At 55.9% G+C, this 24,830-nt stretch carries 24 protein-coding genes, 3 tRNA genes and 1 pseudogene; 10 read left to right on the forward strand and 18 right to left on the reverse strand.

Translation table 11 applies throughout. The features are described 5' to 3' along the window. Positions 1-114 precede the first annotated feature (114 nt). Complete coding sequence (locus N8H22_RS09195) at positions 115-996, reverse strand: nucleotidyl transferase AbiEii/AbiGii toxin family protein (protein WP_264590220.1); 882 nt, start codon at positions 994-996, stop codon at positions 115-117. Beyond that, positions 980-1,801: a type IV toxin-antitoxin system AbiEi family antitoxin domain-containing protein gene (locus N8H22_RS09200; RefSeq protein WP_048329024.1), complete on the reverse strand. Its 822-nt coding sequence runs from the start codon at positions 1,799-1,801 to the stop codon at positions 980-982. The genes N8H22_RS09195 and N8H22_RS09200 overlap by 17 nt, the downstream gene beginning before the upstream one ends. 432 nt (positions 1,802-2,233) lie before the next feature. Here N8H22_RS09200 and N8H22_RS09205 point away from each other — a divergent pair, with 432 nt between their 5' ends. After that, positions 2,234-3,733 carry a Fic family protein gene (locus N8H22_RS09205; protein WP_264590221.1) on the forward strand — a complete coding sequence of 500 codons (1,500 nt, stop codon included), beginning with the start codon at positions 2,234-2,236 and terminating at the stop codon, positions 3,731-3,733. 133 nt (positions 3,734-3,866) lie between these two features. On the opposite strand, the gene N8H22_RS09210 is transcribed toward N8H22_RS09205, so the two are convergent. Then, positions 3,867-5,072 carry a hypothetical protein gene (locus tag N8H22_RS09210; RefSeq protein WP_264590222.1) on the reverse strand — a complete coding sequence of 402 codons (1,206 nt, stop codon included), beginning with the start codon at positions 5,070-5,072 and terminating at the stop codon, positions 3,867-3,869. A gap of 291 nt (positions 5,073-5,363) precedes the next feature. Then, complete coding sequence (locus N8H22_RS09215) at positions 5,364-5,600, reverse strand: hypothetical protein (RefSeq protein ID WP_264590648.1); 237 nt, start codon at positions 5,598-5,600, stop codon at positions 5,364-5,366. A 35-nt stretch (positions 5,601-5,635) separates the two neighbouring features. Here N8H22_RS09215 and N8H22_RS09225 point away from each other — a divergent pair, with 35 nt between their 5' ends. Further along, positions 5,636-6,835, forward strand: a complete 1,200-nt coding sequence (locus tag N8H22_RS09225) for a tyrosine-type recombinase/integrase (RefSeq protein WP_272890757.1) — start codon at positions 5,636-5,638, stop codon at positions 6,833-6,835. Positions 6,836-6,930: 95 nt separating this feature from the next. Here the strand turns inward: N8H22_RS09225 and N8H22_RS09230 are convergent. From N8H22_RS09230 to N8H22_RS09275, 10 genes are all read right to left on the reverse strand, one after another. Further along, positions 6,931-7,007: transfer RNA gene (locus N8H22_RS09230), tRNA-Pro, on the reverse strand. An 80-nt stretch (positions 7,008-7,087) separates the two neighbouring features. Next, a complete protein-coding gene (locus N8H22_RS09235; RefSeq protein ID WP_264590223.1) occupies positions 7,088-7,444 on the reverse strand; it encodes a MerR family transcriptional regulator in 357 nt (118 codons plus the stop codon). After that, the gene (gene ihfA / locus N8H22_RS09240) at positions 7,425-7,727 is read right to left on the reverse strand and encodes an integration host factor subunit alpha (protein WP_003282572.1); all 303 of its coding nucleotides are present in this window, start codon (positions 7,725-7,727) and stop codon (positions 7,425-7,427) included. The genes N8H22_RS09235 and ihfA overlap by 20 nt, the downstream gene beginning before the upstream one ends. A 3-nt stretch (positions 7,728-7,730) precedes the next feature. Further along, entirely contained in the window at positions 7,731-10,109 is a 2,379-nt protein-coding gene (gene pheT, locus N8H22_RS09245; protein WP_264590224.1) for a phenylalanine--tRNA ligase subunit beta, read from the reverse strand. A 35-nt stretch (positions 10,110-10,144) separates the two neighbouring features. Further along, a complete protein-coding gene (gene pheS, locus N8H22_RS09250) occupies positions 10,145-11,161 on the reverse strand; it encodes a phenylalanine--tRNA ligase subunit alpha (RefSeq protein WP_264590225.1) in 1,017 nt (338 codons plus the stop codon). Between the two features lie 167 nt (positions 11,162-11,328). Continuing rightward, a complete protein-coding gene (gene rplT / locus N8H22_RS09255; RefSeq protein WP_008569012.1) occupies positions 11,329-11,685 on the reverse strand; it encodes a 50S ribosomal protein L20 in 357 nt (118 codons plus the stop codon). 27 nt (positions 11,686-11,712) lie between these two features. Then, positions 11,713-11,907: a 50S ribosomal protein L35 gene (gene rpmI / locus N8H22_RS09260; protein WP_003298367.1), complete on the reverse strand. Its 195-nt coding sequence runs from the start codon at positions 11,905-11,907 to the stop codon at positions 11,713-11,715. 61 nt (positions 11,908-11,968) lie between these two features. After that, on the reverse strand, positions 11,969-12,520 hold the full coding sequence (gene infC / locus N8H22_RS09265) for a translation initiation factor IF-3 (RefSeq protein WP_264590226.1): 552 nt from the start codon (positions 12,518-12,520) through the stop codon (positions 11,969-11,971). After that, positions 12,520-14,442 (reverse strand): threonine--tRNA ligase, encoded by a 1,923-nt coding sequence (gene thrS / locus N8H22_RS09270; protein WP_264590227.1) that lies wholly within the window; start codon positions 14,440-14,442, stop codon positions 12,520-12,522. Before thrS ends, infC begins: the two co-directional genes overlap by 1 nt. Positions 14,443-14,668: 226 nt before the next feature. Beyond that, positions 14,669-14,745 (reverse strand) — tRNA-Val (locus N8H22_RS09275). Positions 14,746-14,917: 172 nt separating this feature from the next. Between N8H22_RS09275 and N8H22_RS09280 the strand changes: the two genes are divergently transcribed. Then, positions 14,918-16,201 carry an FAD-binding oxidoreductase gene (locus tag N8H22_RS09280; protein ID WP_264590228.1) on the forward strand — a complete coding sequence of 428 codons (1,284 nt, stop codon included), beginning with the start codon at positions 14,918-14,920 and terminating at the stop codon, positions 16,199-16,201. Here the strand turns inward: N8H22_RS09280 and N8H22_RS09285 are convergent. Beyond that, positions 16,171-17,166, reverse strand: a complete 996-nt coding sequence (locus N8H22_RS09285; RefSeq protein ID WP_264590229.1) for a PA2778 family cysteine peptidase — start codon at positions 17,164-17,166, stop codon at positions 16,171-16,173. The two genes, N8H22_RS09280 and N8H22_RS09285, sit on opposite strands and share 31 nt — an antisense overlap. Then, positions 17,163-17,564, reverse strand: a complete 402-nt coding sequence (locus tag N8H22_RS09290; protein ID WP_264590230.1) for a PA2779 family protein — start codon at positions 17,562-17,564, stop codon at positions 17,163-17,165. Before N8H22_RS09290 ends, N8H22_RS09285 begins: the two co-directional genes overlap by 4 nt. Before the next feature lie 271 nt (positions 17,565-17,835). Between N8H22_RS09290 and N8H22_RS09295 the strand changes: the two genes are divergently transcribed. Continuing rightward, positions 17,836-18,087, forward strand: a complete 252-nt coding sequence (locus N8H22_RS09295; RefSeq protein WP_264590627.1) for an I78 family peptidase inhibitor — start codon at positions 17,836-17,838, stop codon at positions 18,085-18,087. A gap of 75 nt (positions 18,088-18,162) precedes the next feature. On the opposite strand, the gene N8H22_RS09300 is transcribed toward N8H22_RS09295, so the two are convergent. Next, the gene (locus tag N8H22_RS09300) at positions 18,163-19,194 is read right to left on the reverse strand and encodes an acyltransferase (RefSeq protein ID WP_264590231.1); all 1,032 of its coding nucleotides are present in this window, start codon (positions 19,192-19,194) and stop codon (positions 18,163-18,165) included. A 604-nt stretch (positions 19,195-19,798) separates the two neighbouring features. Here N8H22_RS09300 and mobA point away from each other — a divergent pair. The 4 genes and pseudogenes from mobA to N8H22_RS09320 all read left to right on the forward strand — a co-directional run bounded on the left by mobA (position 19,799) and on the right by N8H22_RS09320 (position 22,181). Next, positions 19,799-20,380 carry a molybdenum cofactor guanylyltransferase MobA gene (gene mobA / locus N8H22_RS09305; protein WP_264590232.1) on the forward strand — a complete coding sequence of 194 codons (582 nt, stop codon included), beginning with the start codon at positions 19,799-19,801 and terminating at the stop codon, positions 20,378-20,380. A 67-nt stretch (positions 20,381-20,447) separates the two neighbouring features. Continuing rightward, a complete protein-coding gene (locus tag N8H22_RS09310) occupies positions 20,448-20,669 on the forward strand; it encodes a YgdI/YgdR family lipoprotein (protein WP_264590233.1) in 222 nt (73 codons plus the stop codon). A gap of 173 nt (positions 20,670-20,842) precedes the next feature. Continuing rightward, a pseudogene (locus N8H22_RS09315) lies at positions 20,843-21,997 on the forward strand (IS3 family transposase). A 107-nt stretch (positions 21,998-22,104) separates the two neighbouring features. Beyond that, positions 22,105-22,181: transfer RNA gene (locus N8H22_RS09320), tRNA-Pro, on the forward strand. A gap of 121 nt (positions 22,182-22,302) precedes the next feature. On the opposite strand, the gene N8H22_RS09325 is transcribed toward N8H22_RS09320, so the two are convergent. Then, entirely contained in the window at positions 22,303-22,542 is a 240-nt protein-coding gene (locus tag N8H22_RS09325; RefSeq protein ID WP_264590628.1) for a glutaredoxin family protein, read from the reverse strand. A 420-nt stretch (positions 22,543-22,962) separates the two neighbouring features. On the opposite strand from N8H22_RS09325, the gene N8H22_RS09330 reads away from it, so the two are divergent. Together N8H22_RS09330 and N8H22_RS09335 are read left to right on the forward strand one after the other, a co-directional pair. After that, complete coding sequence (locus N8H22_RS09330) at positions 22,963-24,231, forward strand: OprD family porin (protein WP_264590234.1); 1,269 nt, start codon at positions 22,963-22,965, stop codon at positions 24,229-24,231. A gap of 187 nt (positions 24,232-24,418) precedes the next feature. Further along, positions 24,419-24,820, forward strand: a complete 402-nt coding sequence (locus tag N8H22_RS09335) for a DUF883 family protein (RefSeq protein WP_264590235.1) — start codon at positions 24,419-24,421, stop codon at positions 24,818-24,820. The last annotated feature ends 10 nt before the right edge of the window (positions 24,821-24,830 follow it).

The raw sequence follows: 24,830 nt of genomic DNA on the forward strand, positions 1-24,830 counted from the left end.
ATCGTTGGGTGCTCATAGACTTCCTCCTATGCTCAAAGCATAGGCCGGGGATGTCTACCGGAGCGGGGGTAGTCCATTATGAGGCCTGGAGGTGTCTACGAAACTAGGGGCGATTCACTTCGTAGCTGATCGTGAAGCAAGATTCTGCAGTTTCCTTTTTATCGCGGGGAGCTCTGCTGCCTGTGGCAACTCGATCAAGTCAAAATCTGGATTTTCCATCTCGACGGACTCCAGAAATGCTCTCGACCGCGGAGTCAGCCACTCCGAAATTTGCAGAAGAAGCCTGGCGCGGTGCTCCAGCAGCATCTCTGAGCTGACAGGTGCTGCAGTCATACCACGGAAGTGGGTCTGGTATATCGCCTCGAAATCCTTGGGCTCATTGGGAACCAGCATCTCCCAGGCAGGTTTCGGGCTACAGGTCATGTAGATCAGGAAGGTTCGCCAAAGTCGCTCATCTGTGCGCGGATCGGCCAGAAGCAAACCTATATCAAACAGGTCGCGCGGATGCTGCCTCGACAATGCTGCTGCCATTTTCCCCGCATATAGATCCGCAAAGTCGAGCACCTGGATCGAGGCAAAGCCAAAGGCCTCCTGGACCTGCGACTGGACAACCATTGTCCGTACCGGATGCACGGAACCGCGCATCACCGGAGTCGTTTCTATTTGGACTCGGGCTCGTCCACGACTCACTATCAGCCGGTTTACGAAACCACCTCTCTCTGGCGCTGATGTTTGTACTTGTAGCCTTAATGGCGCAGAGCCAAGTGCCCTTCCCAGACTTTCTAATGCATCGGAGATCTGACCAGCATCCTGCGCATAGTCCTGCATCGGCAACCAGGTCAGATCGATATCCACAGACAACCTGGGCAAGTCATGCTCGAACAGGTTGATCGCCGTCCCCCCTTTGAGGGCAAATCGTGTTTCTTTCGCCAAGGTCGGCAGAATTTCCACCAATAACTGGACTCGGTCGGTGTAGCGCTTATCCCAGGTGCTCATCAAGATCCGCCGGCAAGGTTATTTGGTAGGTTGGGTTCAAGCGACCACCGGGAACCAGGCAACGCTTTCCCTTCCCTAGATAGACGCCGTCCAACGAGACATGATCCATCCAGGCGTGCTGGTGGCGTTCTGCGAGGGCTAGGAACAAGCGCTTGGCTTTTATGCTGGTGCAATGTCGCAGCAGCATGCTTATCCTTTGGGGACGAAGGGTATCCGCACCCTGCATCAGCGCATCCACTTCATAAACGAGCGATGCGTCTGACACGCCATCACAGAGTTCGAGGATTGCGCGCTCAGGTGTCGCGACGACGATGCGGCCGCGGTCGCCATCAGCATCCACCCACTCGAGCCCAAGATTCCTTAGGGCTTCGTCATCCATGTCGGCCTTGAATGACAGTGCTGAAAGATTGAATGGGCTTTTGCCGCACAACACTAACTCAGCTTTCAATGGAAGCTTATCCACCCAGGCAGGGAGGCTTCCAGGGCCATACAGAGTAACCCTCTCACGCTCGCCCAACCGCAGATAGTGCTCGTGCCCATGCCAAGCCAAGGCAAAACGCCCACCAACATGCAGCGGCAATCGTTCTCCTTCCTGCAATGCACGCACTACAGCAGCCCAGGTGAGACGTCCGCCTCGTCGTTGATAGACTCCACGCGCAGGCGATTCCAGCCAGCCGCTCGCGGTATATCGCGCTACGAGGTTGCTGCTGTAGCCATGAGCCTTCAACCAGCTACTGGACACCAGATCGCTGTCGCCGAGCCCTGCAAGCAAGGAGTTTAGTTTTTCAGGTTTTTGCACACTCATAGTGAGCAAAATAGATATTTTCTAAACCATCCGCAAGAAGAAGGTTTATAGAAACCAAAAAAAACTCACCATTAGTGAGCAAAATTCAGCTTTTATAAACCAGCACCGAGGAGTTCTTGAACATTGCTACAGGCGCTCCCGAGGCCCCTTCCATTCCAGCAACGCCTGTAGCGGATCCAGATCGCCAACAAGCTCACGCGCTTGGGCAAGCTTGTCCATAGCAATACACCGCTCGGCTTCGGGCAGATTCGATACGGAGCTCTCAGCATCACTGAAAAAGGCCTGGATTCGCTTTATGTCATCCCAATGCTTGTTGGACGAAATCGGCCTGAATAAATTAAGAAAAAATCAGTAGAATCGAAAAAAATGAAGATTTTCTTGTCTCACTCAAGAAAATCTGGGGGCCAGAGCCAAGCTAAAGGAATTTTTGACATGCACCTAGTCGGTTACGCTTGGCTACGCGAAGCCATGCAACTGTCCGCATTCCCCTTGCATCTGCCAGCGATTGTGCAGCCTGTCACTCGCTTGAAGAAGATAGGCCAGACCTTGGCTGTACCATCTGCCATCGCACCGGCTGCTGATGACTTGCTGGGCCATGTCCTCTTCGCGCTGAAGCATGAGGGGGTCAATCTTGCCATTCTGACTCAGGCTCTCCCCAAGATACCAGTCGCAGCCCTGGAGAATGCCCTGCAGGAGGCGCCCAACGGCATCTACATTCGCAAGGCGTGCTATCTGAGAGAAGCATTCACCGGCGAGGAGGTTCCTCAGCATGCACCGGTTCGGGGGGCTTTCGTACCGCTCTTCGATCCCAAGCGCTATGTGACCCGCCCGGGAACAAGAAACTCCCGGTGGCGGGTGGAATTCAACGGCCTTGGCGACGTGAGCTACTGCGCCACCGTGGAAAGAACCGCCAGGCTGATCGAACTTCAGGAACACGACATACTTGGCCGGGCGAAAGCCTTCATGGAGTCCCTGCCTCCGGTCATGATGGATCGGGCGATCAACTGGGCATATTTGCATGAAACCAAGGATTCGTTCGCTATCGAACGCGAAGCGCCGAACGAGGACAAGTCGCGGCGATTCATTCACTTGCTACGCCAGGCACACGAACGCCAGCCGCTGACCGAGGAGTATCTGGTGGCGTTGCAGAACGCCACGGTATCGAACCCTTATGATCTAGCTGCGGCATTCAGGCATGAACAAAACCACCTCGCAGGAGCCCTTCAAGGGGCTGCTGGGGTAACTTACGTTCCCCCTCCACCAGAGCTGTGCCGCGAACTGATGGAGCACCTCATGCAGTTTGCGAATGAGGCCCCCACCCAAATCGACCCGCTGGTAGCGGCTGGAATCATTTCCTTTGGTTTCGTATTCCTCCACCCCTTTATGGATGGAAACGGACGCCTATCCCGGTTTCTGATCCACCAGGCACTTTGCCGCGCGGGCGCCTTGGAGAACGGCCTGCTACTGCCAGTGTCGGTGGCAATGAAACGTGAGGAGCGCCTGTATCTGGAGGCACTGCAGGACTTCTCCCGCCCAGCCCGGGATTTCTGGGATGTGCAGTGGATCGACTTTGGCAAGTTGGCTTTCGACTTCCGGGGAGATGCAGCGATCTACCGCTACTGGGACGCAACTGCCTGCGTCATCTTCACCATGGAAATGGCTCAGCACGCCCTGGAGGTCGAACTCCGCGAAGAAGCCGCTTTTCTGGAGTGCTACGACGCCGTCTACAGGGCTGTGGATGAACGATTCGACATCCGCGGCAGCGACTTGGCGAATCTGGTGATGATGTGCCTAACCAATGATGGCTTTGTTTCGAAGCACCGTCGTAAGCAATACCAGTACACGGTACCCACTGAAGTCTTCGACTACATAGAACAGACTGCCCAGCAGGTTCTTAGCGAGCAACACGCGGCTCGAGAAACACGTCAATAGCCGCATCTTTTTATCGTTTAGGCGAGCTGAACAAACCAATGCATTCAGAGCAAGCAACAGGTTTAAGAAATATAAAAAATGCTCACTATCAGTGAGCATTTTCCGAGTTTCGTAAACCCAGACAGAATCAGTTTCAGCGCTCCCGCGGCCCCTTCCATTCCAGCAACGCCTGAAGCGGATCCAGCTCGCCAACAAGCTCACGCGCTTGGGCAAGCTTGTCCATAGCAATACACCGCTCGGCTTCGGGCAGATTCGATACGGAGCTCTCAGCATCACTGAAAAAGGCCTGGATCCGCTTGATGTCATCCCACTGTTTGATGGCGCTCAGCAAATCAGCTCTCGCCTGCTCCCTTGCCTCGTTTTGACGTCGAATCCGTTCTCTCTCCTCGAGCCGGCACATCTGCTCCTTCCACTCCTGCTGACGAATTCTCGCCTGCTCCTCGGCTTCCTCTACCAATCGGGCAATTACAGGCGCGGCGTCCGTGAGCTGCTGGACGATCTCATCCAGCTGGCCACGCAGCTGGCTTTGCTTGACCTCCTTCCAACTCTGAGACCAATCAGTCCACGGATATGGCGAGAACGCTCTTATACATAGGCGGCCGGTCGCAAAGTCCATCCGAGTCGACCAGTTCCAGGTTGGGCTCAAGCGGCGCATCTGCTGCGACGGTATCTTGGAGGTGGGGATGTACTTGGCATCGATGTAGCGGGCCTCCAGTTCCTCAGTCATCTCAAATAACGTCAGCCCAATGGCAACCGTCCCCACGAAGACCACTGTGGGCTTGGATGGTGACCACAACGCCGGATGCCGGTGCCTTGGCTTCTTGGGTGGGTGCTCATGCTCATCAAGCGAGGCCCGGGCATAGGTTCGGTCACTCGGTGCAAACATCACGCGATGGCCGGCAGCCTCCAGCTTGAGAAACAGCTGATTCGCCAATTTCAGAGCCGGCTCAAGCTGAGGCTTGGTCACCACGACATCCACCAGACGCTGCCTACCTGGCTTGAGGAACCCCTGGTCGATGACTCGCCCCTGCTCAAAGACCTCATACGCCCCCACGACAACAGGGTGCTGCCTTGATCGCGATATACGGAGCTGTTCAGGCCTGATTTTACGCGGCACCGGTGCCTTCGGAGCCGGTTGAGAAACAGCACCAAGAGCATCTCCCTTGCGCCAGACCTGAAGATCACCAGGCCCAGCCTCAGGCAGCGGTGGCTGAGGACTTGGTATTCCATTCTCCAGCTTTACCCAGTGTCCACGCGGCGGCCGCGGGACATTCATGCGGGCACACACACGCGCCAAGAAGCTGGAAGAAACACGGTGGTGATCCGCGATCTTGGTCATGGGACGCCGCCACACCTCTGCGTACATCTCCTCACGACTGACTGGGCCACCAGGGCTGGAACCAGGTTGCTGGGCTACCTCTTCGGAAGACACGTATCAATCCTCAAGCCTGATATCGCCGACCAGCCAACGGCTGGCCATACGCCACGATCCATCAGGTCAAACCGAACCAAAACGGTTGTTGTACCAAACCCTCCCCAGCCCCCTCCACCACGTTGTTCGCCCGGCCAGCAGGGGACAGCATCTGCAGAACGGATCAGGGTCGATAAGGAGGCGATATTCATGCCCGCATCATCTGAGCAGATAGCCGCACGCTTGATCACCTGCCCACCCCGAATCCTCCGAGCCGGTGCGGCCCCCGCCTACCTCGGCATGTGCCGTACAGAGTTCAACAAAACCGTCCGGCCTTACGTGCGGGAATTCCGCATTGGCGTGCAAGGCATCGGCTTTGATCGCGAAGAGCTGGATGCCTGGGCAGACGCCTACATCGACCGAGCCATCATTGAAAAGGAAGGTGCCAAGGGACATGATCACTCCCGCAGCGAGCGCCTAGGAGAAAAACCATGGCGCGAAAAACCATTAGCGGCCTCTACCAAAGGAACGGGACCTGGCACATCGACAAGGTCTTCAGAGGTCAGCGAATTCAGGAAAGCACTGGATCAAGCGATAGGAAGGAGGCAGAGCAATACCTGATACACAAGTTGGAAAAGCTCCGGGAACAGAAGATCTACGGCGTCCGCACGATCAGAACCTGGCGGGAAGCCGCTACGCGTTACCTGACCGAGTACAGGGATCAGCCGTCGATAGGCCTCACAGCCATCTATCTGGAGCAGTTGGACCCGTATATTGGCGACCAGCCTCTGACTCATGTCGACGACGAGACCTTGGCCCCCTACATAAGGGATCGACTCAAGAGCACCAGAACCCGCGATGGCAAGTTGAAGCCTGGCGTTTCACACCGCACGGTGAACATCGCCTTGGAGCGCGTCATACGCATCCTGAACCTGTGCGCCCGAAAATGGCGTGATGAGCAGAAGCGTCCCTGGCTCGACGTAGTGCCGATGATCACCAAGCTGGAAGAGAAGAAGACGAGGCGACTCCCCTACCCTATGTCCTGGGAAGAGCAGTCGATTCTCTTCGCCGAACTGCCTGATCATTTGCGCCGCATGGCCCTGTACAAGGTCAACAGCGGCTCACGCGAACAGGAGGTTGTGAAGCTTCGCTGGGATTGGGAGATACCGATTCCTGAGCTCAACACCAGCGTATTTCTCATACCGGCGGACTTTGGTGGCCGGCATGAGAGTTCCGGGGTCAAGAACGGCGACGAGCGACTCGTGGTGCTCAACAGCGTAGCCAAGTCGGTGATCGAGGGGCAGCGCGGGCTTGATCCGGTCTGGGTATTTCCTTACGGACAACCCGATCGAAACGGCAAGGCCACTCCAGTTCACCGGATGAACGACTCGGCATGGAAGAAAGCCAGGGTCAGAGCTGCGAAGAAATTCCAGGAGCGCTTCATGCGCCCTGCTCCACCTGGATTTGCTTCGATCCGCGTTCACGATCTGAAGCACACCTTCGGTCGAAGACTTCGGGCAGCTGGTGTGACGGAGGAAGACAGGAAGGCTCTGCTGGGTCACAAGAACGGCAGCATCACCAGTCACTATTCAGCCGCCGAGCTGGACAAACTGATCGATGAAGCCAACAGGATTTCGGCTACCGACTCGCGTGGGCCGGCCCTGACAATTTTGAGGAGAATGGCAGGATGAAAAAAAGTCCCGCAAAAGTCCCTGCGCTTTTAAGTGTGAAGCGCCCATAAAAAAATCCAGTCACCGCTAAGTAACTGGATTTTTTAGGGTTTTTTTGGTCGGGACGGAGTGATTCGAACACTCGACCCCTTGCACCCCATGCAAGTGCGCTACCAGGCTGCGCTACGCCCCGAAGTGCTCCAGCTTCGCTGGAAACGGGTGTAACTATACATTAAGCATCTGAAAATGTGAAAGTTTTTATTAGAGCCTTAGCTATTTCCGCAGGACCTGTAAAACCTCTTCCAGCTCGCAAATCATTTGGCGAATCAGTTGTTTGTACTGCGTGGTATCGTCACGCGCTTCGTCGCCGGAAAGACGCTGGCGAGCTCCGCCAATGGTGAACCCCTGCTCATACAGAAGCGCTCGAATCTGGCGGATCATCAGTACATCTTGGCGCTGGTAATAACGTCGATTGCCTCGCCTTTTGACCGGGTTGAGTTGTGGAAACTCCTGCTCCCAGTATCGAAGTACGTGTGGCTTCACCGCACAGAGTTCACTCACTTCTCCAATCGTGAAGTAACGTTTGCCCGGTATGACGGGAAGCTCGTCATTATGACTTGGTTCCAGCATAGGCCTCGACCCTGGCTTTGAGTTTTTGCCCCGGACGGAAAGTCACGACGCGGCGCGCCGTGATCGGAATTTCCTCGCCTGTTTTCGGATTTCGACCAGGACGCTGACGCTTGTCGCGCAGGTCGAAGTTGCCGAACCCGGACAACTTCACCTGTTCATTGTGCTCCAGTGCCTGGCGAATTTCTTCGAAAAAAAGCTCGACCAACTCCTTGGCTTCGCGCTTATTCAAGCCTAGCTCTTCATATAGACGTTCCGCCATTTCAGCTTTCGTCAGAGCCCCCATACGCTATTTCCTTAACGTGGCGTTGAACCCTTCTTCCAGAGAGGTAAGAATTCGCTGCATAGCTGCGCTTACCTCTTCGTCGTTAAGAGTGCGTGAAGGGTGCTGCCAGGTCAAGCCGACTGCCATACTTTTGCTAGAAGGATCAATACCTTTGCCCTGATAGACATCAAATAGCTTGAGGTCGGTCAGGTTCTCTCCCGCTGCCTCACGGATACATTGCAGCACGGACTCCGCTGCAATACCGCGCCCAACTAATACGGCAAGATCTCGGCGTACCTCAGGGAATCGAGAAAGCTCGCTGAATTTAGGCAGGCGGCCGTCGACGATCTCCTCGACGCGCAACTCGAACAGATACACCGATTGGCCAATTCCTAAGTCGCTCGCCAGCTTGGGATGCAGACTGCCAACATAGCCGATCAGCCGACCATCGCGCTCAATACGTGCGGTCTGACCGGGGTGCAGCGCTGGGTGTTCTCCTGCAACGAAACGATACGCATCGCTAGCACCGGCATAAGCCAGCAAAGCCTCGACGTCAGCCTTGACGTCGTAGAAATCGACGACTTCGCGGTCGTTAGCCCATCCCTCGGGCAGGCGACTCCCCGTGATCACTCCGGCTAGCATCCCCTCCTGCTTAAGGCCATCTAGCTGGCCAACAAAACGCAGACCAGCCTCGAATAGCCGTACCCGCGCCTGCTGGCGATTGAGATTATGTTGCAGAGCCTTAATGAGTCCTGGCCAGAGCGATGCGCGCATCACCGCCATGTCGGCAGAAATTGGGTTCGCCAGCTGCAACGGCTCAACCCCCGGAGTGAATAGCTCAAACAGTTTGGGATCGATAAAACTATAAGTGATCGCCTCCTGATAGCCACGAGCAACCAACAGACGGCGCAGCAGCGGCAAATCAGCCCGAGCTTCAGCCTTCGCCTCAGGTGCTAGCCGGGCCTGTGGATAACGTACCGGCAGACGATCATATCCGTGCAAGCGAGCCAGCTCTTCGATCAAGTCAACTTCCAGACTGAGATCGAAACGGTGACTGGGAACTCCAACCTGCCAGCGGCCAGCGGCTTCTTCAGTAACGGTCAAACCAAGCGCGCTCAAAAGCTGAACTATTTGGACAGACTCCATCGACAGACCGAGCATCTGACTAACACGCTCGGCACGCAACGTGATCGGGGCAACCTGTGGTAGATCCGCCTCGCTTACGACCTCAACAACCGGCCCCGCTTCCCCTCCAACGATATCGAGCAGCAACGCAGTGGCGCGCTCCATCGCCATCCGAGCAAGTTGCGAGTCGACACCGCGCTCGTAGCGATGAGAAGCATCCGTGTGCAAACCATATGACCGCGCCTTGCCGGCCAGTGCAATGGTGTCGAAGAAGGCGCTTTCTAGAAAAATATCCGTAGTTTGTGGACCAACACCGCTGTGTTCGCCGCCCATCACTCCTGCGATCGCTAACGTTCGCTGATGGTCAGCGATCACGAGAGTATCGGCACGCAGGCTGATTTTCTGGCCATCGAGCAGCACCAGCTCCTCACCCTCACCAGCCATTCTCACCTGAATGCCGCCTTCGATCTTCGCCAGATCGAAAGCGTGCAGCGGCTGCCCTAACTCAAGCATCACATAATTGGTGACATCGACAACCGCATCAATACTGCGTACGTCAGAGCGACGCAGCCGCTCCACCATCCACAACGGCGCTGGGCACGAGAGATCAACATTGCGAATTACCCGCCCGAGGTAGCGCGGACAGGCCTTGGGGGCAAGAACGTCGACAGAACACCGCTCGTCATGAGTCGCGACGACCGCGGAAAATTCAGGTGACTGGACCACTGCGCCGTATATAGCGCCAACTTCACGCGCCAAACCTCTCAACGAAAGGCAATCGCCGCGATTCGGGGTAAGACCGATCTCAATGCTTACGTCATCGAGCCCCAAATATTCGCGAAAGTCGCGTCCTACGGGCGCATCGACGGCCAGTTCCATCAAGCCACTATCGTCGGTACCGACTTGTAGTTCAGTTTCCGAACAAAGCATACCGTGAGATTCCACACCGCGTAGCTTTGCCTTCTTAATCTTGAAATCGCCGGGCAGTACGGCATCGATCATGGCGAAGGGGATCTTCAGGCCAGGGCGTACATTCGGCGCACCGCACACAATCTGAAAAGTGTCATGGCCGTTAGTGACCTGGCAAACGCGCAACTTATCTGCATCCGGATGTTGGGCGGTGCTCAGCACCTCCCCTACCACTACGCCGCTGAAGGCTCCGGAGACCGGCGTTACAGCATCAACCTCAAGACCAACCATCGACAGACGAGCCACCAGCTCATCACGGGAAACCTGCGGGTTGACCCAACTCCGCAGCCATTGCTCACTGAATTTCATTCTGTTCTCCTGAGAATCCGTTGACGGGCGTTGCGCTAGCGAAACTGCGCTAAGAACCGCAGGTCGTTGTCGAAGAACAGACGTAAATCATTAACGCCATAACGAAGCATGGCGAGGCGCTCTGCCCCCATTCCAAAAGCAAAACCCTGGAACTTTTCGGGGTCGATGCCAGACATCCGCAGAACATTGGGATGCACCATTCCGCAACCCATGACCTCTAGCCAACCGGTCTGTTTGCACACTCTACAGCCCTTGCCACTACACATTACGCACTGCATGTCGACTTCAGCAGAAGGCTCGGTGAACGGGAAGAAGGAGGGGCGGAAACGCACACCGAGCGGTTTTTCGAAAAACACTCGCAAGAATTCTTCGATGGTGCCTTTCAAGTCGGCAAAACTAATGCCTTCGTCGATCAGCAATCCTTCAACCTGATGAAACATCGGTGAGTGGGTGATATCCGAGTCGCAGCGGTAAACCCGCCCCGGACAAACGATACGGATCGGAGGCTGGCGGGATTCCATGGTACGCACCTGAACCGGCGAGGTATGAGTACGCAACAGCATGTTGGCATTGAAATAAAAGGTATCGTGCATCGCACGAGCCGGATGATGCCCTGGGATATTGAGCGCCTCGAAGTTGTGATAGTCATCCTCGACTTCCGGGCCTTCCGCAACTCTGTAACCGATATGGCTGAAGAATTGCTCGATCCGCTCAAGGGTGCGCGTTACCGGATGCAGCCCACCAGAACTCTGTCCGCGCCCAGGCAGAGAAACGTCGACGCACTCGGCTGCGAGCTGGGCGTCCAGCGCGGCTTGCTCAAGCTGGACCTTGCGGGCATTGAGCGCGTCCTGAACCTGGGTTTTGGCCGTATTGATCAGCGCACCCGCCATCGGACGCTCTTCGGGCGAAAGCTTACCCAGTGTCTGCATTACCAGGGTGAGCTCGCCCTTTTTGCCCAAATACTGGACCCGAATCTGCTCCAGGGCACTGACGTCGTCACATTGTTGCACGGCCTCGAGCGCTTGCGAGACCAGTGCATCCAGGTTTTCCATGTACAACCTCCAGAGGTTCTTGCAGAACCGCGCTGACAACTGATTACTACGGCTGCCATACGCACTTTTGGAAAAACCCTGTACAGATACAAAATAGGGGAAGAGCACAAGGCTCTTCCCCTATCGGTGACGTTACAACGAGTCCGAAGACCCGTGATTGTCGGGGCTTAAGCCAGAGAAGCCTTCGCTTTTTCGACAATCGCAGCAAACGCCGCTTTTTCGTTCACTGCCAGATCGGCCAGAACCTTACGATCGATCTCAATGGCCGCTTTCTTCAAGCCAGCAATGAAACGGCTGTAGGACAGACCGTTAACACGAGCACCGGCGTTGATACGAGCGATCCACAGAGCGCGGAACTGGCGCTTGCGCTGACGGCGATCGCGGTAGGCATATTGGCCTGCTTTGATTACCGCCTGCTTGGCAACGCGGAATACGCGCGAACGCGCACCATAGTAGCCTTTGGCGAGTTTCAGAATTTTTTTGTGACGGCGACGGGCAACGACGCCACGCTTAACACGAGCCATGAGTTATTCCTCTGAGTCTTGACCGAATTAACGAACGCGCAGCATGCGCTCCACTTTTGCAACGTCGGACGGATGCACTTGCGAGCAACCGCGCAGCTGACGCTTACGCTTGGTGGTCATTTTGGTCAGGATGTGGCTCTTGAAAGCGTGCTTGTGCTTGAAGCCATTCGCAGTCTTCTTGAAGCGCTTTGCAGCACCACTTTTAGTCTTCATCTTTGGCATGTTCGATCTCCACAGTGTGGGTGATTACAAATAACCGCAAGGCCTGCCAGTGCCCTGGTGGTTACTTTTTCTTCTTGGGAGCGATGACCATGATCAGCTGGCGTCCTTCCATCTTTGGATGCTGTTCGACGGAGCCGTACTCAGCCAGATCATTTTCGACCCGCTTCAACAATTCCATCCCCAGTTCCTGATGGGCCATCTCACGACCACGGAATCTCAGAGAAACCTTGGCCCTGTCCCCCTCGCTAAGGAAACGCACCAGGTTGCGTAGCTTGACCTGATAGTCACCCTCTTCCGTCCCTGGACGAAACTTAATTTCTTTAACCTGAATCTGCTTCTGGTTCTTCTTTGCAGCTGCAACCTGCTTCTTCTTTTCAAACAGGTGCTTGCCGTAATCCATGATCCGGCACACCGGCGGAACTGCATCAGCAGAGATTTCCACCAGATCCAGCTTTGCTTCTTCTGCTACTCGAAGCGCTTCATCAATCGAGACGATGCCAATCTGCTCGCCATCAGCACCAATCAAACGGACCTCACGAGCCGAGATATTCTCGTTGATCGGGGCCTTAGGTGCGGTTCGTTTGTCTTGTCTCATTTCACGCTTAATAGTCATTACTCCAGATCTTGGCGACCACGCCGGGAAACCGCCTGTGTCAGTATCTGCGCGAATTGCTCGAGGGGCATGGAGCCCAGATCGACGCCTTCACGGGTACGCACAGCAACGGATCGAGTCTCAACCTCCCGATCCCCGATAACCAAGAGATAAGGAGTCTTGAGCAAAGTATGCTCGCGGATTTTAAAGCCGATCTTCTCGTTTCTCAAGTCAGACTTGGCACGGAACCCGCTTTGATTCAACGTTCTCTCGACTTCGAGTGCGAAATCAGCCTGCCGGTCAGTGATATTCATGACGACAGCCTGTGTTGGCGCCAGCCATGCCGGGAAAGCACCTTCGTAATGCTCGATCAGAATGCCGATAAAACGCTCGAAAGAACCTAGGACCGCGCGATGCAGCATTACCGGGTGCTGGCGATCATTATTCTCGCTGACATACTCCGCACCCAAGCGAATCGGCAGATTGAAGTCGAGCTGAAGAGTACCGCACTGCCAGACCCGCCCCAGGCAATCTTTCAGCGAAAACTCGATCTTAGGTCCGTAGAACGCACCCTCGCCAGGCTGCAAGTCATACGCCAGACCGGCGCTATCGAGCGCTGCCGCGAGCGCGGCCTCGGCACGATCCCAAAGCTCATCGGAACCGACCCGTTTCTCCGGGCGAGTTGACAGCTTGAGCTGGATATCATCGAAACCGAAATCAGCATAAACCGCCTGTGTCAGCTTAATGAAGGCCGCCGACTCGGACTGCATCTGCTCTTCGGTACAAAAGATGTGAGCATCGTCCTGAGTGAAACCACGCACTCTCATAATGCCATGCAGCGCGCCCGACGGCTCATTCCGATGGCAGGCACCAAACTCCGCAAGGCGCAACGGCAATTCCCGATAACTTTTTAGCCCCTGGTTATAAACCTGCACATGGCACGGACAGTTCATCGGCTTGATCGCGTAATCGCGGCTCTCAGACTCTGTCGTGAACATGTTTTCCGCGTAATTAGCCCAGTGCCCCGACTTTTCCCAGAGCACCCGATCCACCACCTGAGGTGTCTTGATCTCCAGATAGCCATTCTCGCGTTGCACCGCACGCATGTACTGCTCTAGCACCTGATAAAGCGTCCAGCCGTTCGGATGCCAAAACACCATGCCCGGAGCTTCCTCCTGGGTATGGAAAAGGTCCAGGCGCTTGCCGATCTTACGGTGATCGCGTTTCTCCGCCTCCTCAATGCGCTGAACATAGGCAGCCAGCTGCTTCTTGTCAGCCCAAGCAGTACCGTAGACCCGCTGCAGCTGCTCGTTCTTGGCGTCCCCACGCCAGTACGCCCCTGACAACTTGGTCAGTTTGAAGGCTTTCAGAAAACGCGTATTAGGGACATGCGGACCACGGCACATGTCCACATATTCCTCATGGTAGTAAAGCCCCATAGCCTTTTCGTCTGGCATGTCTTCAACCAGGCGGAGCTTGTATTCTTCGCCGCGGGACTTGAACACCTCGATTACCTCATCGCGCGGCGTAACCTTCTTGACGACGTCGTAATCCTTGTCGATAAGCTCCCGCATGCGCGCCTCGATTGCCGCAACATCATCCGGCGTAAACGGGCGCTCGTAGGCAATGTCGTAATAAAAGCCTTCTTCGATGACCGGGCCGATGACCATCCTTGCAGTGGGATACAGCTGCTTTACAGCGTGACCAACCAGATGCGCGCAGGAGTGACGGATGATCTCCAATCCCTCTTCATCCTTTGGCGTAATGATCTGCAAGGTCGCATCGCGATCGATCAGATCGCAGGCGTCGACAAGCCTGCCATCCACCTTACCTGCCAAGGTCGCCTTTGCAAGCCCAGCACCAATGGACTGCGCGACTTCAGCAACAGATACCGGATGATCAAACGAACGCTGACTGCCGTCAGGAAGAGTAACGATGGGCATGGCGCCTCCTCTCCTAGTGGTGACCCCTACCAAAGGCCACGTGGGTTGGGATGAGCCAGGAAAGCGATTCCGCGAGTCTCCTGCCGCACAGTGGCAGGCGCCGGTAGGCTCGATTCGCAGAAACCGAAGTCACTGGAGGAAATTGAACAGGCATGCTTTCAGAAACGCATAGCAACTGGCAAGCAGGCCAAAAAAAAGGGCCGCTTTCGCGACCCTTTTTCCGATTTGGTAGGCACAATTGGATTCGAACCAACGACCCCCACCATGTCAAGGTGGTGCTCTAACCAACTGAGCTATGTGCCTTCGATGGGTGCGCATTCTATAGTGCTACCCGCGGGAGTCAAGCACTTTTTCTCGCTAAGCCTCTGATATTTGGAATCTTTGAACGACTCACGAAGGAGGCCGAATCCATCCCTAGCGATGCGGCGACGGCCGCGATAGGATCGCGTCAAATATTTTCAACAGGGATACCAATATGTCGCACGCAAACTATCCCCTTTCCTACTATGCGGCTTCAGCAAATGTGGCTCCGGAACGCCCTTCGCTACGTGAAACCAAGTACACCGACATCTGCATTATCGGCGCCGGCTATACGGGTCTATCAACCGGATTATTTCTCGCCGAGCATGGTTACCGGGTGGTGGTTCTCGAAGCTGCCAAAGTCGGTTTCGGAGCATCAGGGCGCAACGGTGGCCAAATCGTAAACAGCTACAGCCGCGATATCGACAGCGTGGAGCGCAGCGTTCGCAGCCATGAGGCGCGCCTCATCGGTGACATGGCTTTCGAAGGTGGCCGCATCATTCGGGAGCGTATCGCGCGTTACGGTATTCAATGCGATCTCAAGGACGGAGGCGTCTTCGCCGCACTCACCACTAAGCAGATGCGCCATCTGGAAGCTCAGAAGAGTCTCTGGCATCGCTACGGCTACGACCAACTAGAACTACTTGATCAAAACGACATCCGCCAGGTGGTCGACAGCGACCGCTACGTCGGTGGAACCCTGGACAAGCTCGGCGGCCATATTCATCCACTCAACCTGGCGCTTGGCGAAGCGGCGGCACTGGAATCGCTGGGAGGAGTGATCCACGAACAAAGTCCGGTCATCCGCATCGAGCGCGGTCCGACGCCAGTGGTACATACAGCAGAAGGCTCGGTACATGCATCGTTTCTGGTGATCGCCGGCAACGCCTACCTCGGAGGATTGGTCCCCGAGCTGGCTGCCAAGTCGATGCCCTGCGGGACCCAAGTAATCGCTACCGAACCCCTGGGGGATGAACTGGCGGGAAGTCTGTTGCCCCAAGATTATTGCGTTGAAGACTGCAACTACCTGCTCGACTACTACCGACTTTCGGCCGACAAGCGCCTGATCTATGGCGGCGGCGTTGCCTACGGCGCCCGCGACCCGGCCAACATCGAATCGATCATCCGCCCTAAACTGTTAAAAACCTTCCCGCAATTGCAGGGCATCAAGATCGACTACAGCTGGACCGGAAACTTTCTACTGACACTGTCACGACTGCCACAAGTGGGTCGTCTTGGAGAAAACATCTACTACTCACAGGGCTGCAGCGGCCACGGTGTTACCTACACCCACCTGGCCGGCAAGATCATCAGCGAAGCGCTAAGGGGGCAAGCAGAACGCTTCGACGCCTTCGCCAGCCTGCCGCATCATCCGTTCCCTGGCGGGCACCAACTGCGAGTGCCGCTCAGCGCTCTCGGCGCCTTGTACTACAGCCTACGTGATCGCCTCGGTTTCTGATGGTCACCAGTTGACGGACAGGAGGGCACCGCCCGACACGTAGGTCTGCCAGAACCAATAGGCTCAGGCAGCGGTTCGGTAAAGCGGCTATCGTTTGGAGCCAGCTGCACGGCACAGATCCGTGCCTTGACTGCTTCCGCTGTGCACCCCCTCTCGGCCATCACCTGAGAAAGATTGAACCAGCCCACCGCAAAAGCCGAATCGCGACTCAGCGACGTACGCAAGGCGTCTTCCGCGGCCGCATGATCACCCGCGGCGTATTCGCTGTTGGCTAAGGCGAACCAAGCTAAGCCGCCCGCCCAACGCGCACCGGCAGTTCGGTAAGCGGTGCGTGCGGCCTCGACCTGCCCTACTTGCTCCAGATCGCTGGCCGCTCTTAGCCATACAGTTTCCTCCGCGGTGGCTGGCACATGGTCAGGGGCAACCATCACCACTGCCCAGCGATCGCCCTTCGCCCAGCTGCGTTCGAACAGGCGAAAGCTGCCGGTCCATCGCCTGGTCGTCCCGGAGCGAAGAACTAACTCTTGCTCAGCCAAGTCATACCCAACCACTACTGCAAAATGCCACTGCGGCCAGCGGTCGAAAGCTAAATTCTGCAGGACCAGTACCGGATTACCGGCTGCGACTTCAGCAAGAAGCGCTTTCAGGCTCGGTCGCAGCGGATAGACCAGCGTCCCACTGGCGCGCGCTGCAGCGACCATTTCGACCTGCAGACTGCCTTTGCGCTGCGGTATGTAGACCTGCTCGACCAATTGTTCTGGCGTAACGGCTCGCCCGCGCTGAACCAGCATCGTCGCAAGTGCGGCAGGGCCGCACTGGTAATCCTCTTGCGCAAAGAAAGGAACATCGACAAGTTCGACGCGCTCGGGAAGCTGCGTACTTGCGCCGTCGACCAGCGGTTGCTGTGCGCAGCCCCCGAGCAAACCGATGGCTAGTGTGAGAGCCCAGCCATGACGCCAACTCAACGGTTTATACAATTGACGAAATTGAAGATATTGGTTGCGCAGAGCATGTCTGTGATGATGAAGATCACCAGAAACAGCACGATGATTCCAACCACCCCAGCTCCAGCCGGTGCTTGGTCGAGTTGCTGGTTAAACTGCGCCAGCTCCGATGGAGTCAGACTGTTGATGCGCTTTTCCACTTGCGCTCGCTCAACCCCCATGGATTCAAGCTTGTTCTGAACCTCTTCATCGTCCAGCATCGTGAGCAACTGCTGGCGATCGACTTGCTGTTGTTGCTCCGCAATGACTTCAGGCGTACCAATCATTGCCGCCTGCGCCAGTGGAACCTGCGCGACCAGCAGTAAATGCAGAGCAGCCAACATGGCAGCAATACGCTTGAGCAAGGGGGAAGTGGACATAGCAGATACTCCTATTATCGGATCGGCCCGCGAAAGTTGCAAAAGACCATCAACAATAAGACGCAACGGTGGCCGCTCCGGTTCCCTTTGCATCGAGTTTCAAGACGCCAGTGGCACTAAGTACCCGTAGCTGCCAGGCGATTTGCCTTCCGCGCCACTAACATTGATCGTAGTCGATCGAAACGTTAGTCGCGTATTGAGGCCCATGCGTTAGATGGAGAGCCATATGCCGAAACTGTATCGAGCCAGCGTTCTAGTTACTGCACTGCTCATGAGCAGCTGCCAATCCCAAATCGGGGCACCCCAACGCAGCTCCAACGACCAATGTGATCATGAGCGGGTCCAGTATCTACTGGGACGCACCGCGACCCCAGATCTCCTGGAACAGGCACGTAGCCAAGCCGGAGCGCAGTCCGCTCGACTGTTGCGCCCGGATCAGGTGGTCACGTTGGAGTTCGATGGCGGGCGTTTGAACATCCACACGGACAAGAATCTGAAAATCGAACGGCTAACCTGCGGTTAGCAAAGTGAAATCAAACAGTAGCGGAGCGCCGCTGCCCTCTTGTAGGGAGAACAGCAGCGCCAGAACGGTAGTCCATTACTGCGCCACGGCTTTGCGCATACGCCAGTTCGTGGCGGAAACCGGCTTGGGCGGGGTAAGAAGAAAGCTCAGGTTATACCGATTGATGATGATCTGGCCCAAGAGCGGCGCCCCGATACCAACCAAGGTACCTAGAACCAAGTGAACCGGTATCGAGTCGACCCCCAGGAAGCTGGCGAGGATCACCCGTACACCGCTGCCCGCAAGGATGTGCATCAGATAAATCGTCATCGACGAAGCGCCGACAAATAGCAGCCAGTTCACGCGGAACTGCCCCAGCCACATCGACAACGCGACCATGAAGAAGATCGAGATGGTCGCCAACGCCAGCACCGGCAGGCCACCATCCTCATAATTCATGCCGAAGGACACGTGAAACAAGTACTGCCCGGCGACAAAAAGGGTCCCGAAGAAGAGCGTCAACGAAGCAAAACGCGCCAGGAAGTACTGCTTCACCTCATTGAACCAGATGCCGAGGGCAAAAAAGACTGTATTGCCGAGGATGAATTTCGTCGCTGAATTGATGGTGAGATCGTCTTTGAAAACGAACAACACGCCAAACAACACGACCAGCGGTAGGAAATAGCGGCGATCCGCGCGCGCATAAAGGAACGAGCACACAATGAACACGAGAAACAGCGCATAAAGGAACCAGAATTGCGCACGCGGCATCCACAGCAAAGAGAACACTTCGCTCAGCGTCACCTGCCCGGTGGTGTAATTGGAAAGCACCACCTCGATCAGGCCTTGCAACAGCGACCAGACGATGAAGGGATAAACGATGGTGTCGACCTTGTTGATGATCAATCCGCCCTTGCCGCGCTTTTGCAGCGAATCGAAAAAGAACAGACCCGACAGGAAGAAGAACAGCGGCATATGGAAGCTGTAGATAATGCTGTCGACCAGCACGAACTCAGCTTCATCCATGGGTAGTCCCGCATTGAAGACCCCTCGTGCGACATGTCCGTAGACGACCAGGATGATACCGATCGCCTTGGCGTAATCGACCCAAACGTTTCTCTCCTGCATGATCGTTCTCCTTGTTATGAGGGCAATGAAGAAGGCCACATCCGCCCGGCGCACGGCGAATGAAGCAGATAGACAACGCATTCAAGGGTTTGTTGCTGCCGTCTTGTTTGCTGGGCGGGCAGGGAATGACACCTAGCCGGAGTAAGGGCAGCCAGCGACGGTTGGTGCATCGCGCACCGTAGCGCTCGCTTTGCCTTGCGGACCCCGTGGTAGCTCTTTAGAGGCGGTTCTAGCGCTAGAGAGCTCCAGCCTTCATCGACACCCCTCAGCCTCGCGGCCTTTGCACCCCCGGTTATTCGCGGGGGAAACCTGATGGGCTGGGCCATCCCCATCCACTAACGAACTCGGTACTGTCCATTGACAGTGGACTCTAGTCATCTCCTCCGCAATCCACGCAACTCCCCGAGCGCGAATCCAATACAGTCATCCTCGCGTAAACGAGCGCATGACAAGAAGGTGTTTGACGTGCGGGCAATCACCCACTGCGCGAACAACAATGGCAATCTTGACCAGGCCTAAAGACTGATCCGCGAAGCGACTCTTACCTCCAGTTGTGGACGAACAAGTCGAGTGTTATACGACAGTCTTTTGCCGGAGCATTGCTATGGCCGAAAGCCCCCTTCCTTCCTGCTCGATCCTGCTTCTTGCTGGCGGGCGGGGGCTACGCATGGGTGGAAGAGATAAAGGATTGATCGAATGGCGCAATCGGCCGCTGATCGCATGGATGCACTCGGTCGTTCGACCATTGACCGACGATCTGCTGCTGTCCTGCAATCGCAACCAAGAGCAGTACGCGCCCTATGCCGATCGTCTTATCTCGGACGGCCAATCGGACTACTCCGGTCCGCTCGCCGGAATTCGAACCGGCCTTGCCGCTGCCCGCCATCCCTGGCTGATGGTGCTGCCCTGCGATGCTCCACTGATTGATGCACCGCTGTTGCGCTTGCTGCACGCGTCGGCAATACGCGATCACGACCACCCGCTGATGGTTCGTCGAAGCGAGCAGTGGGAGCCCCTTTTCTGCATGATTCCGCTCCATCTTGGCGGGCAGCTCGAGGCTGCCTGGCAGGCGGGAGATCGAAGCCCTCTCCACGTGCTGTTGACGCTCGGCGCTCGTGCTCTGGATCTACCGGAGAACGATCCACGCCTTGCGAACCTCAACACTCCGGAGCTTCTCCAGCGCTAGGCACCACGGGAACTTAGCCCGGTGTCGGTCCGTCCCATGTGCATCATCATCAAAAAGGGAAAGGATCATGCGCACAAGCATCATTCCGGCACTACTGGTCGTCTTCGGACTGGGAGCACTCACCGGGTGCGCTAACCCAAGCGTCATTACCCTCAACGACGGACGCGAGATCCAGACACTCGACCAACCCAAGTACGACGACGAGTCCGGTTTCTACGAATACGAGCAACTCGATGGCAATCCGGGCAAGGTGAACAAAGATCAGGTTCGGACTGTTCGAGAGCTTTAGCTACTCAAAGGTAGCCGATGCCGGCATATCCTATCCGCCAGCATCGCGAGCGAGCGAACGAGCGAACGATCCAGCGCAGTGCTGTTGTTGGAAATGAATGCACGCAACAAGGGGTTCTACCCCGTTAGCACGGACACTTTCGAGTAAGCTCATGCCGAGCTGAAGGAGTGTTCATGAAGCGCAAGAAATACAGCCCCGAATTCAAGCGGGAAGCCATCGAACTGGTTCGTCGTTCAGGGGCAAGCTGCCGACAGGTGGCCTTGGAGATTGGCGTGGCTCCCAATCTGCTCACCCGCTGGGTGCGAGAGGCGCAGCCAGGCACTGAGAAAGCCTTTCCTGGAACAGGAAGTCCGCGGGATGAGGAGCTTGCCCGCCTCAAGCGCGAGCTGGCCAGAGTCACCAAGGAACGTGTTTTTTTAAGAGACGCGGCAGCGTACTTTGCCAAGGAATCATCGAGCGGTACACGGTGATCCAGCGCTGCCGCGACGAGTACCCGGTACGACTGATGTGCCGTTGCCTGAAGGTTTCTGCCAGTGGCTATTACGCCTGGCGGGGTCGCGAACCAAGCCCACGTGCTCAAGAGAACGCGCGCCTGGCAAGGCGCATTCGGGAGATTCACGAGGATAGCCGCGGCGTGATCGGAGCGCCCCGGATGCACGAGGATCTGCTCGACGAGGGTGAAGCTGTCAGCCTGAACCGCGTTGCTCGCCTGATGACGGCTGAACGCATTCAAGGCTGGCCACGCAGGAAGATGCGTGGTTTTGGCAGAGTTTCCAGCGGCCGCCCAGCAGGCGTGAAAAACCTGCTGGAGCGCGACTTCAGTGCGCCGGAACCGGAGCGCAAGTGGGTTACGGATATCACGGAGATTAGCCACGCTGGAAGGCAAGCTCTTCCTATGCGTGGTGCTCGACTTGTACAGCAAGCTGGTGATCGGTTGGTCGATGCATCACCGACAGGATCGGCAGATGGTGATTCGAGCGGTGGAGATGGCGACCTGGCAGCGCCAGGGAGACTGGTCAGTGATCCTGCATTCGGATCGCGGCAGCCAATTCACCAGTGCGGACTACCAGCGCTTTCTGAATCACAACACGTTGGTCTGCAGCATGAGTGCCGTCGGGCATTGCGGCGACAACGCGGCCTGTGAAGGTTTCTTCGGTCAGCTCAAACGGGAACGCGTTGGCCATCAGTCGTATCGAACCCGCGATGAAGCACGGGCGGATTTATTCGACTACATCGAGCGGCTTCATAACCCCCGAATGCGTCGTAGAGTCGCCCGGCAAGATTTGAAGTTTTCAGCCCTTTCAAAACCGTCCGTGGAAATGGGGTAGAACCCAAGCTCGTCGACAGCCAGCTATACCAAGCGCGCACCTTCGCAAAAAAATCTTTTCTAAGCCCTTGTGGAACCAAACTTTTTCTGTAAAATGCGCGCCATCTTCGGAGCGTAGCGCAGCTTGGTAGCGCGTCTCGTTCGGGACGAGAAGGTCGCTGGTTCGAATCCAGTCGCTCCGACCATATCCCGAATCTCAGCACAACAGATGAATGAGATTAAAAAGCCGACCTCAGGGTCGGCTTTTTCGTTTTTGTTTTGGCTGCTTTCCATGCTTAAGCAGCAAGCAGCACTTGTATGTTCGCCCTACCCTCTCAGAAAGCTTACGACTTGCTCCGCCTCAAACGGCCAATCCAGCTCCTCGCCTGTGTCAACCCGGCGCAACACGGGTATACGTAGACCGTAGTCATCGACCCACTCCACTCGATCGGCAATATCCAGCAATTCCACAAGTAGGCCATGCTCCACCAGAGGCATCAACACCTCCTCGGCCTGCTCGCAAAGATGGCAGCCTAAAGTTCCGAAAAGCTGGCATTCAGGCAGCATATATATGTCCGTCCAGTTAATCCTGTTGCGAATTCTAGCAGCTGAAAACCAGATCGAATCGACGATCCCCGACAGAACATCGAGCAAGCGTAATCGCATCGAATTGTGACTCGCTGCTCACTCGTATCGCCTGCATCGGCGACAGGATTCGACTCTCAGCCAACGAAACGCTAGGATGCCGCAGCCCAAGGCAACAAACAGATTGCAGGGTGCGTTCACTCATTCAGCGCCGTAATGCAGTGTCGGAAAGCGGTAGTTCTGAATCAGTCGAACAGGAAAATATTCAGCCGAAGCGTCTAGCACGTTGACTGCGAAGCCCTGACGACTAAAGTCTAAAGGTTGAAACTACCCTGTAATGTTTAATTGCAGGGCGCCGTAAAGAGCGACTTCAGAGCATCATCCAACGAGGAGAAATAAGAAATGCTCAAGACCCCCATCGCCCGGGGCGTGGCCCTTGCCACTCTGGGAGCAACACTGGCTGTCCCGACCATCGCCCAAGCCGCCTTCATCGAAGACACCAAGGCCGGCCTGGAACTGCGTAACTTCTATTTCAATCGAGATATCCGAGAAGATCCAGGCCAAAGCAAGATTGAAGAATGGGCGCAAGGCTTTATTCTCCGCGTTGAGTCAGGCTACACCGAAGGTACTGTAGGATTTGGTGTTGATGCTCTAGGCCTGCTGGGCGTCAAGCTCGATTCGGGTGGCGGACGTACTGGCAGTGGGTTGCTGCCGATGGAATCCGACAAGGCTGCAGATGAATACTCTTCTCTAGGCTTGGCAGCCAAGGCAAAAATGTCAGAGACCGTGCTGAAAGTGGGCACACTCCAGCTAAAGAACATGGCTATCTCCTCGAGCGATTCGCGCTTGCTGCCGCAAACCTTCCAAGGCGCCCAAATCGTTTCCAAGGAAATTGAAGGCCTGACTCTGGACGGCGGCTATCTCAACCGCGCCAATCATCGCAACTCGTCCAATAACGAAGAGTTGGCCTATGGTGGCAAGGGTGCTGCTTTCGGCGAAACCGCTATTGATTCCAGCGACGTGGATGATTTCATCTTCGCGGGCGGCAGCTACAAACTTACCAATGACCTGACCGCCTCGTACTACTACAGCAACCTGGAAGAAGTCTACAAGCAGCATTCGACCAACTTGGTGCACGTACTACCGCTGGGCGATAAGCAGTCCCTCAAAACAGATCTGCGCTACGCTCGCTCTTCTGAAGATGGCTCGTCTAACGTAGACAACCGCGCATTGGGCGCGATGGTTACCTATGCTCTGAGCGGCCACAGCTTTGGGCTCGGCTATCAGAAGATGAGTGGCGATACCGGTTTTGCCTATGTGGCTGAGGCCACCGATCCGTTCCTGGTCAACTATGTCCAGATCAACGATTTCGCCTATGCAGACATGAAGTCCTGGCAGGCTCGTTATGACTTCAACTTCGCGTCTGTCGGGATCCCGGGCCTGACCTTCATGACCCGCTATATCACAGGCGATAACGTAGATCGTGGCACTGGCTTGTCCGAAGGCAAGATCTGGGAACGCGACATGGATATCGGCTACACCTTCCAGGAAGGTGCGCTGAAGAACCTGAACGTCAAATGGCGCAATGCAACTTCCCGGGGCAATATTGCTCGCACCAACAATCTAGACGAAAACCGTCTGATCGTTAGCTACACCATCCCGCTGATGTAATAGCGACCTACAGCACTCGTTGCAGTAGAAAAAGAACCCGCTTCGGCGGGTTTCTTTTTGTATTCTGAAAAATCTGTACTGTCTCCAGCATTGCCCAACTACCGAAGCGGGAACCTTACCACCAAGCTATGCTCGAAACCTGAGGTAGCGGAACTTCCCGTTGATGCACACTCATGAGGAGCAGCACATGTCTACAGAGTCCACCTTCGGCACTACCGACGAAACCCCAATTCCCTCCTCCACAACTCACAACAGCTCCCTGATCGACAAGTCAGCTCATCGTCGGAATTTGCAGAACGCCCAGAATGCACTGATCGAGGAGTTTCACACGCTGATCGGCGATACCGAACGCCTACTCAAGCACACCCAGGAAACCGCCGGCACACAGAGCGAGGAGCTGCGCGGCAAGATCAACGAGAATCTCGCCCGTGCGAAGGTGCTGCTCAAGGAGCGCGAAATCTCGATGCGCGAACAGAGCCAAGCGGCGATCCAATGCACTGAAGACTACGTGCATAGTCACCCGTGGCAATCTGTAGGTATCGCTGCTGGAGTGGGGTTCCTTCTTGGTCTGCTTTCTTCGCGCCGCTGATTCACGGAGA

The sequence above is a fragment of the Stutzerimonas sp. S1 genome (assembly GCF_025966695.1).
Classification (GTDB): Bacteria; Pseudomonadota; Gammaproteobacteria; order Pseudomonadales; family Pseudomonadaceae; genus Stutzerimonas.

Excerpts from the sequence above, each read along its gene's own strand:
- N8H22_RS09195 (WP_264590220.1), bottom strand. The coding sequence starts at position 996 with ATGAGCACCTGGGATAAGCGCTACACCGACCGAGTCCAGTTATTGGTG.
- N8H22_RS09200 (WP_048329024.1), bottom strand. The coding sequence starts at position 1,801 with ATGAGTGTGCAAAAACCTGAAAAACTAAACTCCTTGCTTGCAGGGCTC.
- N8H22_RS09205 (WP_264590221.1), top strand. The coding sequence starts at position 2,234 with ATGCACCTAGTCGGTTACGCTTGGCTACGCGAAGCCATGCAACTGTCC.
- N8H22_RS09210 (WP_264590222.1), bottom strand. The coding sequence starts at position 5,072 with ATGACCAAGATCGCGGATCACCACCGTGTTTCTTCCAGCTTCTTGGCG.
- N8H22_RS09215 (WP_264590648.1), bottom strand. The coding sequence starts at position 5,600 with ATGTCCCTTGGCACCTTCCTTTTCAATGATGGCTCGGTCGATGTAGGC.
- N8H22_RS09225 (WP_272890757.1), top strand. The coding sequence starts at position 5,636 with ATGGCGCGAAAAACCATTAGCGGCCTCTACCAAAGGAACGGGACCTGG.
- N8H22_RS09235 (WP_264590223.1), bottom strand. The coding sequence starts at position 7,444 with ATGCTGGAACCAAGTCATAATGACGAGCTTCCCGTCATACCGGGCAAA.
- ihfA (WP_003282572.1), bottom strand. The coding sequence starts at position 7,727 with ATGGGGGCTCTGACGAAAGCTGAAATGGCGGAACGTCTATATGAAGAG.
- pheT (WP_264590224.1), bottom strand. The coding sequence starts at position 10,109 with ATGAAATTCAGTGAGCAATGGCTGCGGAGTTGGGTCAACCCGCAGGTT.
- pheS (WP_264590225.1), bottom strand. The coding sequence starts at position 11,161 with ATGGAAAACCTGGATGCACTGGTCTCGCAAGCGCTCGAGGCCGTGCAA.
- rplT (WP_008569012.1), bottom strand. The coding sequence starts at position 11,685 with ATGGCTCGTGTTAAGCGTGGCGTCGTTGCCCGTCGCCGTCACAAAAAA.
- rpmI (WP_003298367.1), bottom strand. The coding sequence starts at position 11,907 with ATGCCAAAGATGAAGACTAAAAGTGGTGCTGCAAAGCGCTTCAAGAAG.
- infC (WP_264590226.1), bottom strand. The coding sequence starts at position 12,520 with ATGACTATTAAGCGTGAAATGAGACAAGACAAACGAACCGCACCTAAG.
- thrS (WP_264590227.1), bottom strand. The coding sequence starts at position 14,442 with ATGCCCATCGTTACTCTTCCTGACGGCAGTCAGCGTTCGTTTGATCAT.
- N8H22_RS09280 (WP_264590228.1), top strand. The coding sequence starts at position 14,918 with ATGTCGCACGCAAACTATCCCCTTTCCTACTATGCGGCTTCAGCAAAT.
- N8H22_RS09290 (WP_264590230.1), bottom strand. The coding sequence starts at position 17,564 with ATGTCCACTTCCCCCTTGCTCAAGCGTATTGCTGCCATGTTGGCTGCT.
- N8H22_RS09295 (WP_264590627.1), top strand. The coding sequence starts at position 17,836 with ATGAGCAGCTGCCAATCCCAAATCGGGGCACCCCAACGCAGCTCCAAC.
- N8H22_RS09300 (WP_264590231.1), bottom strand. The coding sequence starts at position 19,194 with ATGCAGGAGAGAAACGTTTGGGTCGATTACGCCAAGGCGATCGGTATC.
- mobA (WP_264590232.1), top strand. The coding sequence starts at position 19,799 with ATGGCCGAAAGCCCCCTTCCTTCCTGCTCGATCCTGCTTCTTGCTGGC.
- N8H22_RS09310 (WP_264590233.1), top strand. The coding sequence starts at position 20,448 with ATGCGCACAAGCATCATTCCGGCACTACTGGTCGTCTTCGGACTGGGA.
- N8H22_RS09325 (WP_264590628.1), bottom strand. The coding sequence starts at position 22,542 with ATGCTGCCTGAATGCCAGCTTTTCGGAACTTTAGGCTGCCATCTTTGC.
- N8H22_RS09330 (WP_264590234.1), top strand. The coding sequence starts at position 22,963 with ATGCTCAAGACCCCCATCGCCCGGGGCGTGGCCCTTGCCACTCTGGGA.
- N8H22_RS09335 (WP_264590235.1), top strand. The coding sequence starts at position 24,419 with ATGTCTACAGAGTCCACCTTCGGCACTACCGACGAAACCCCAATTCCC.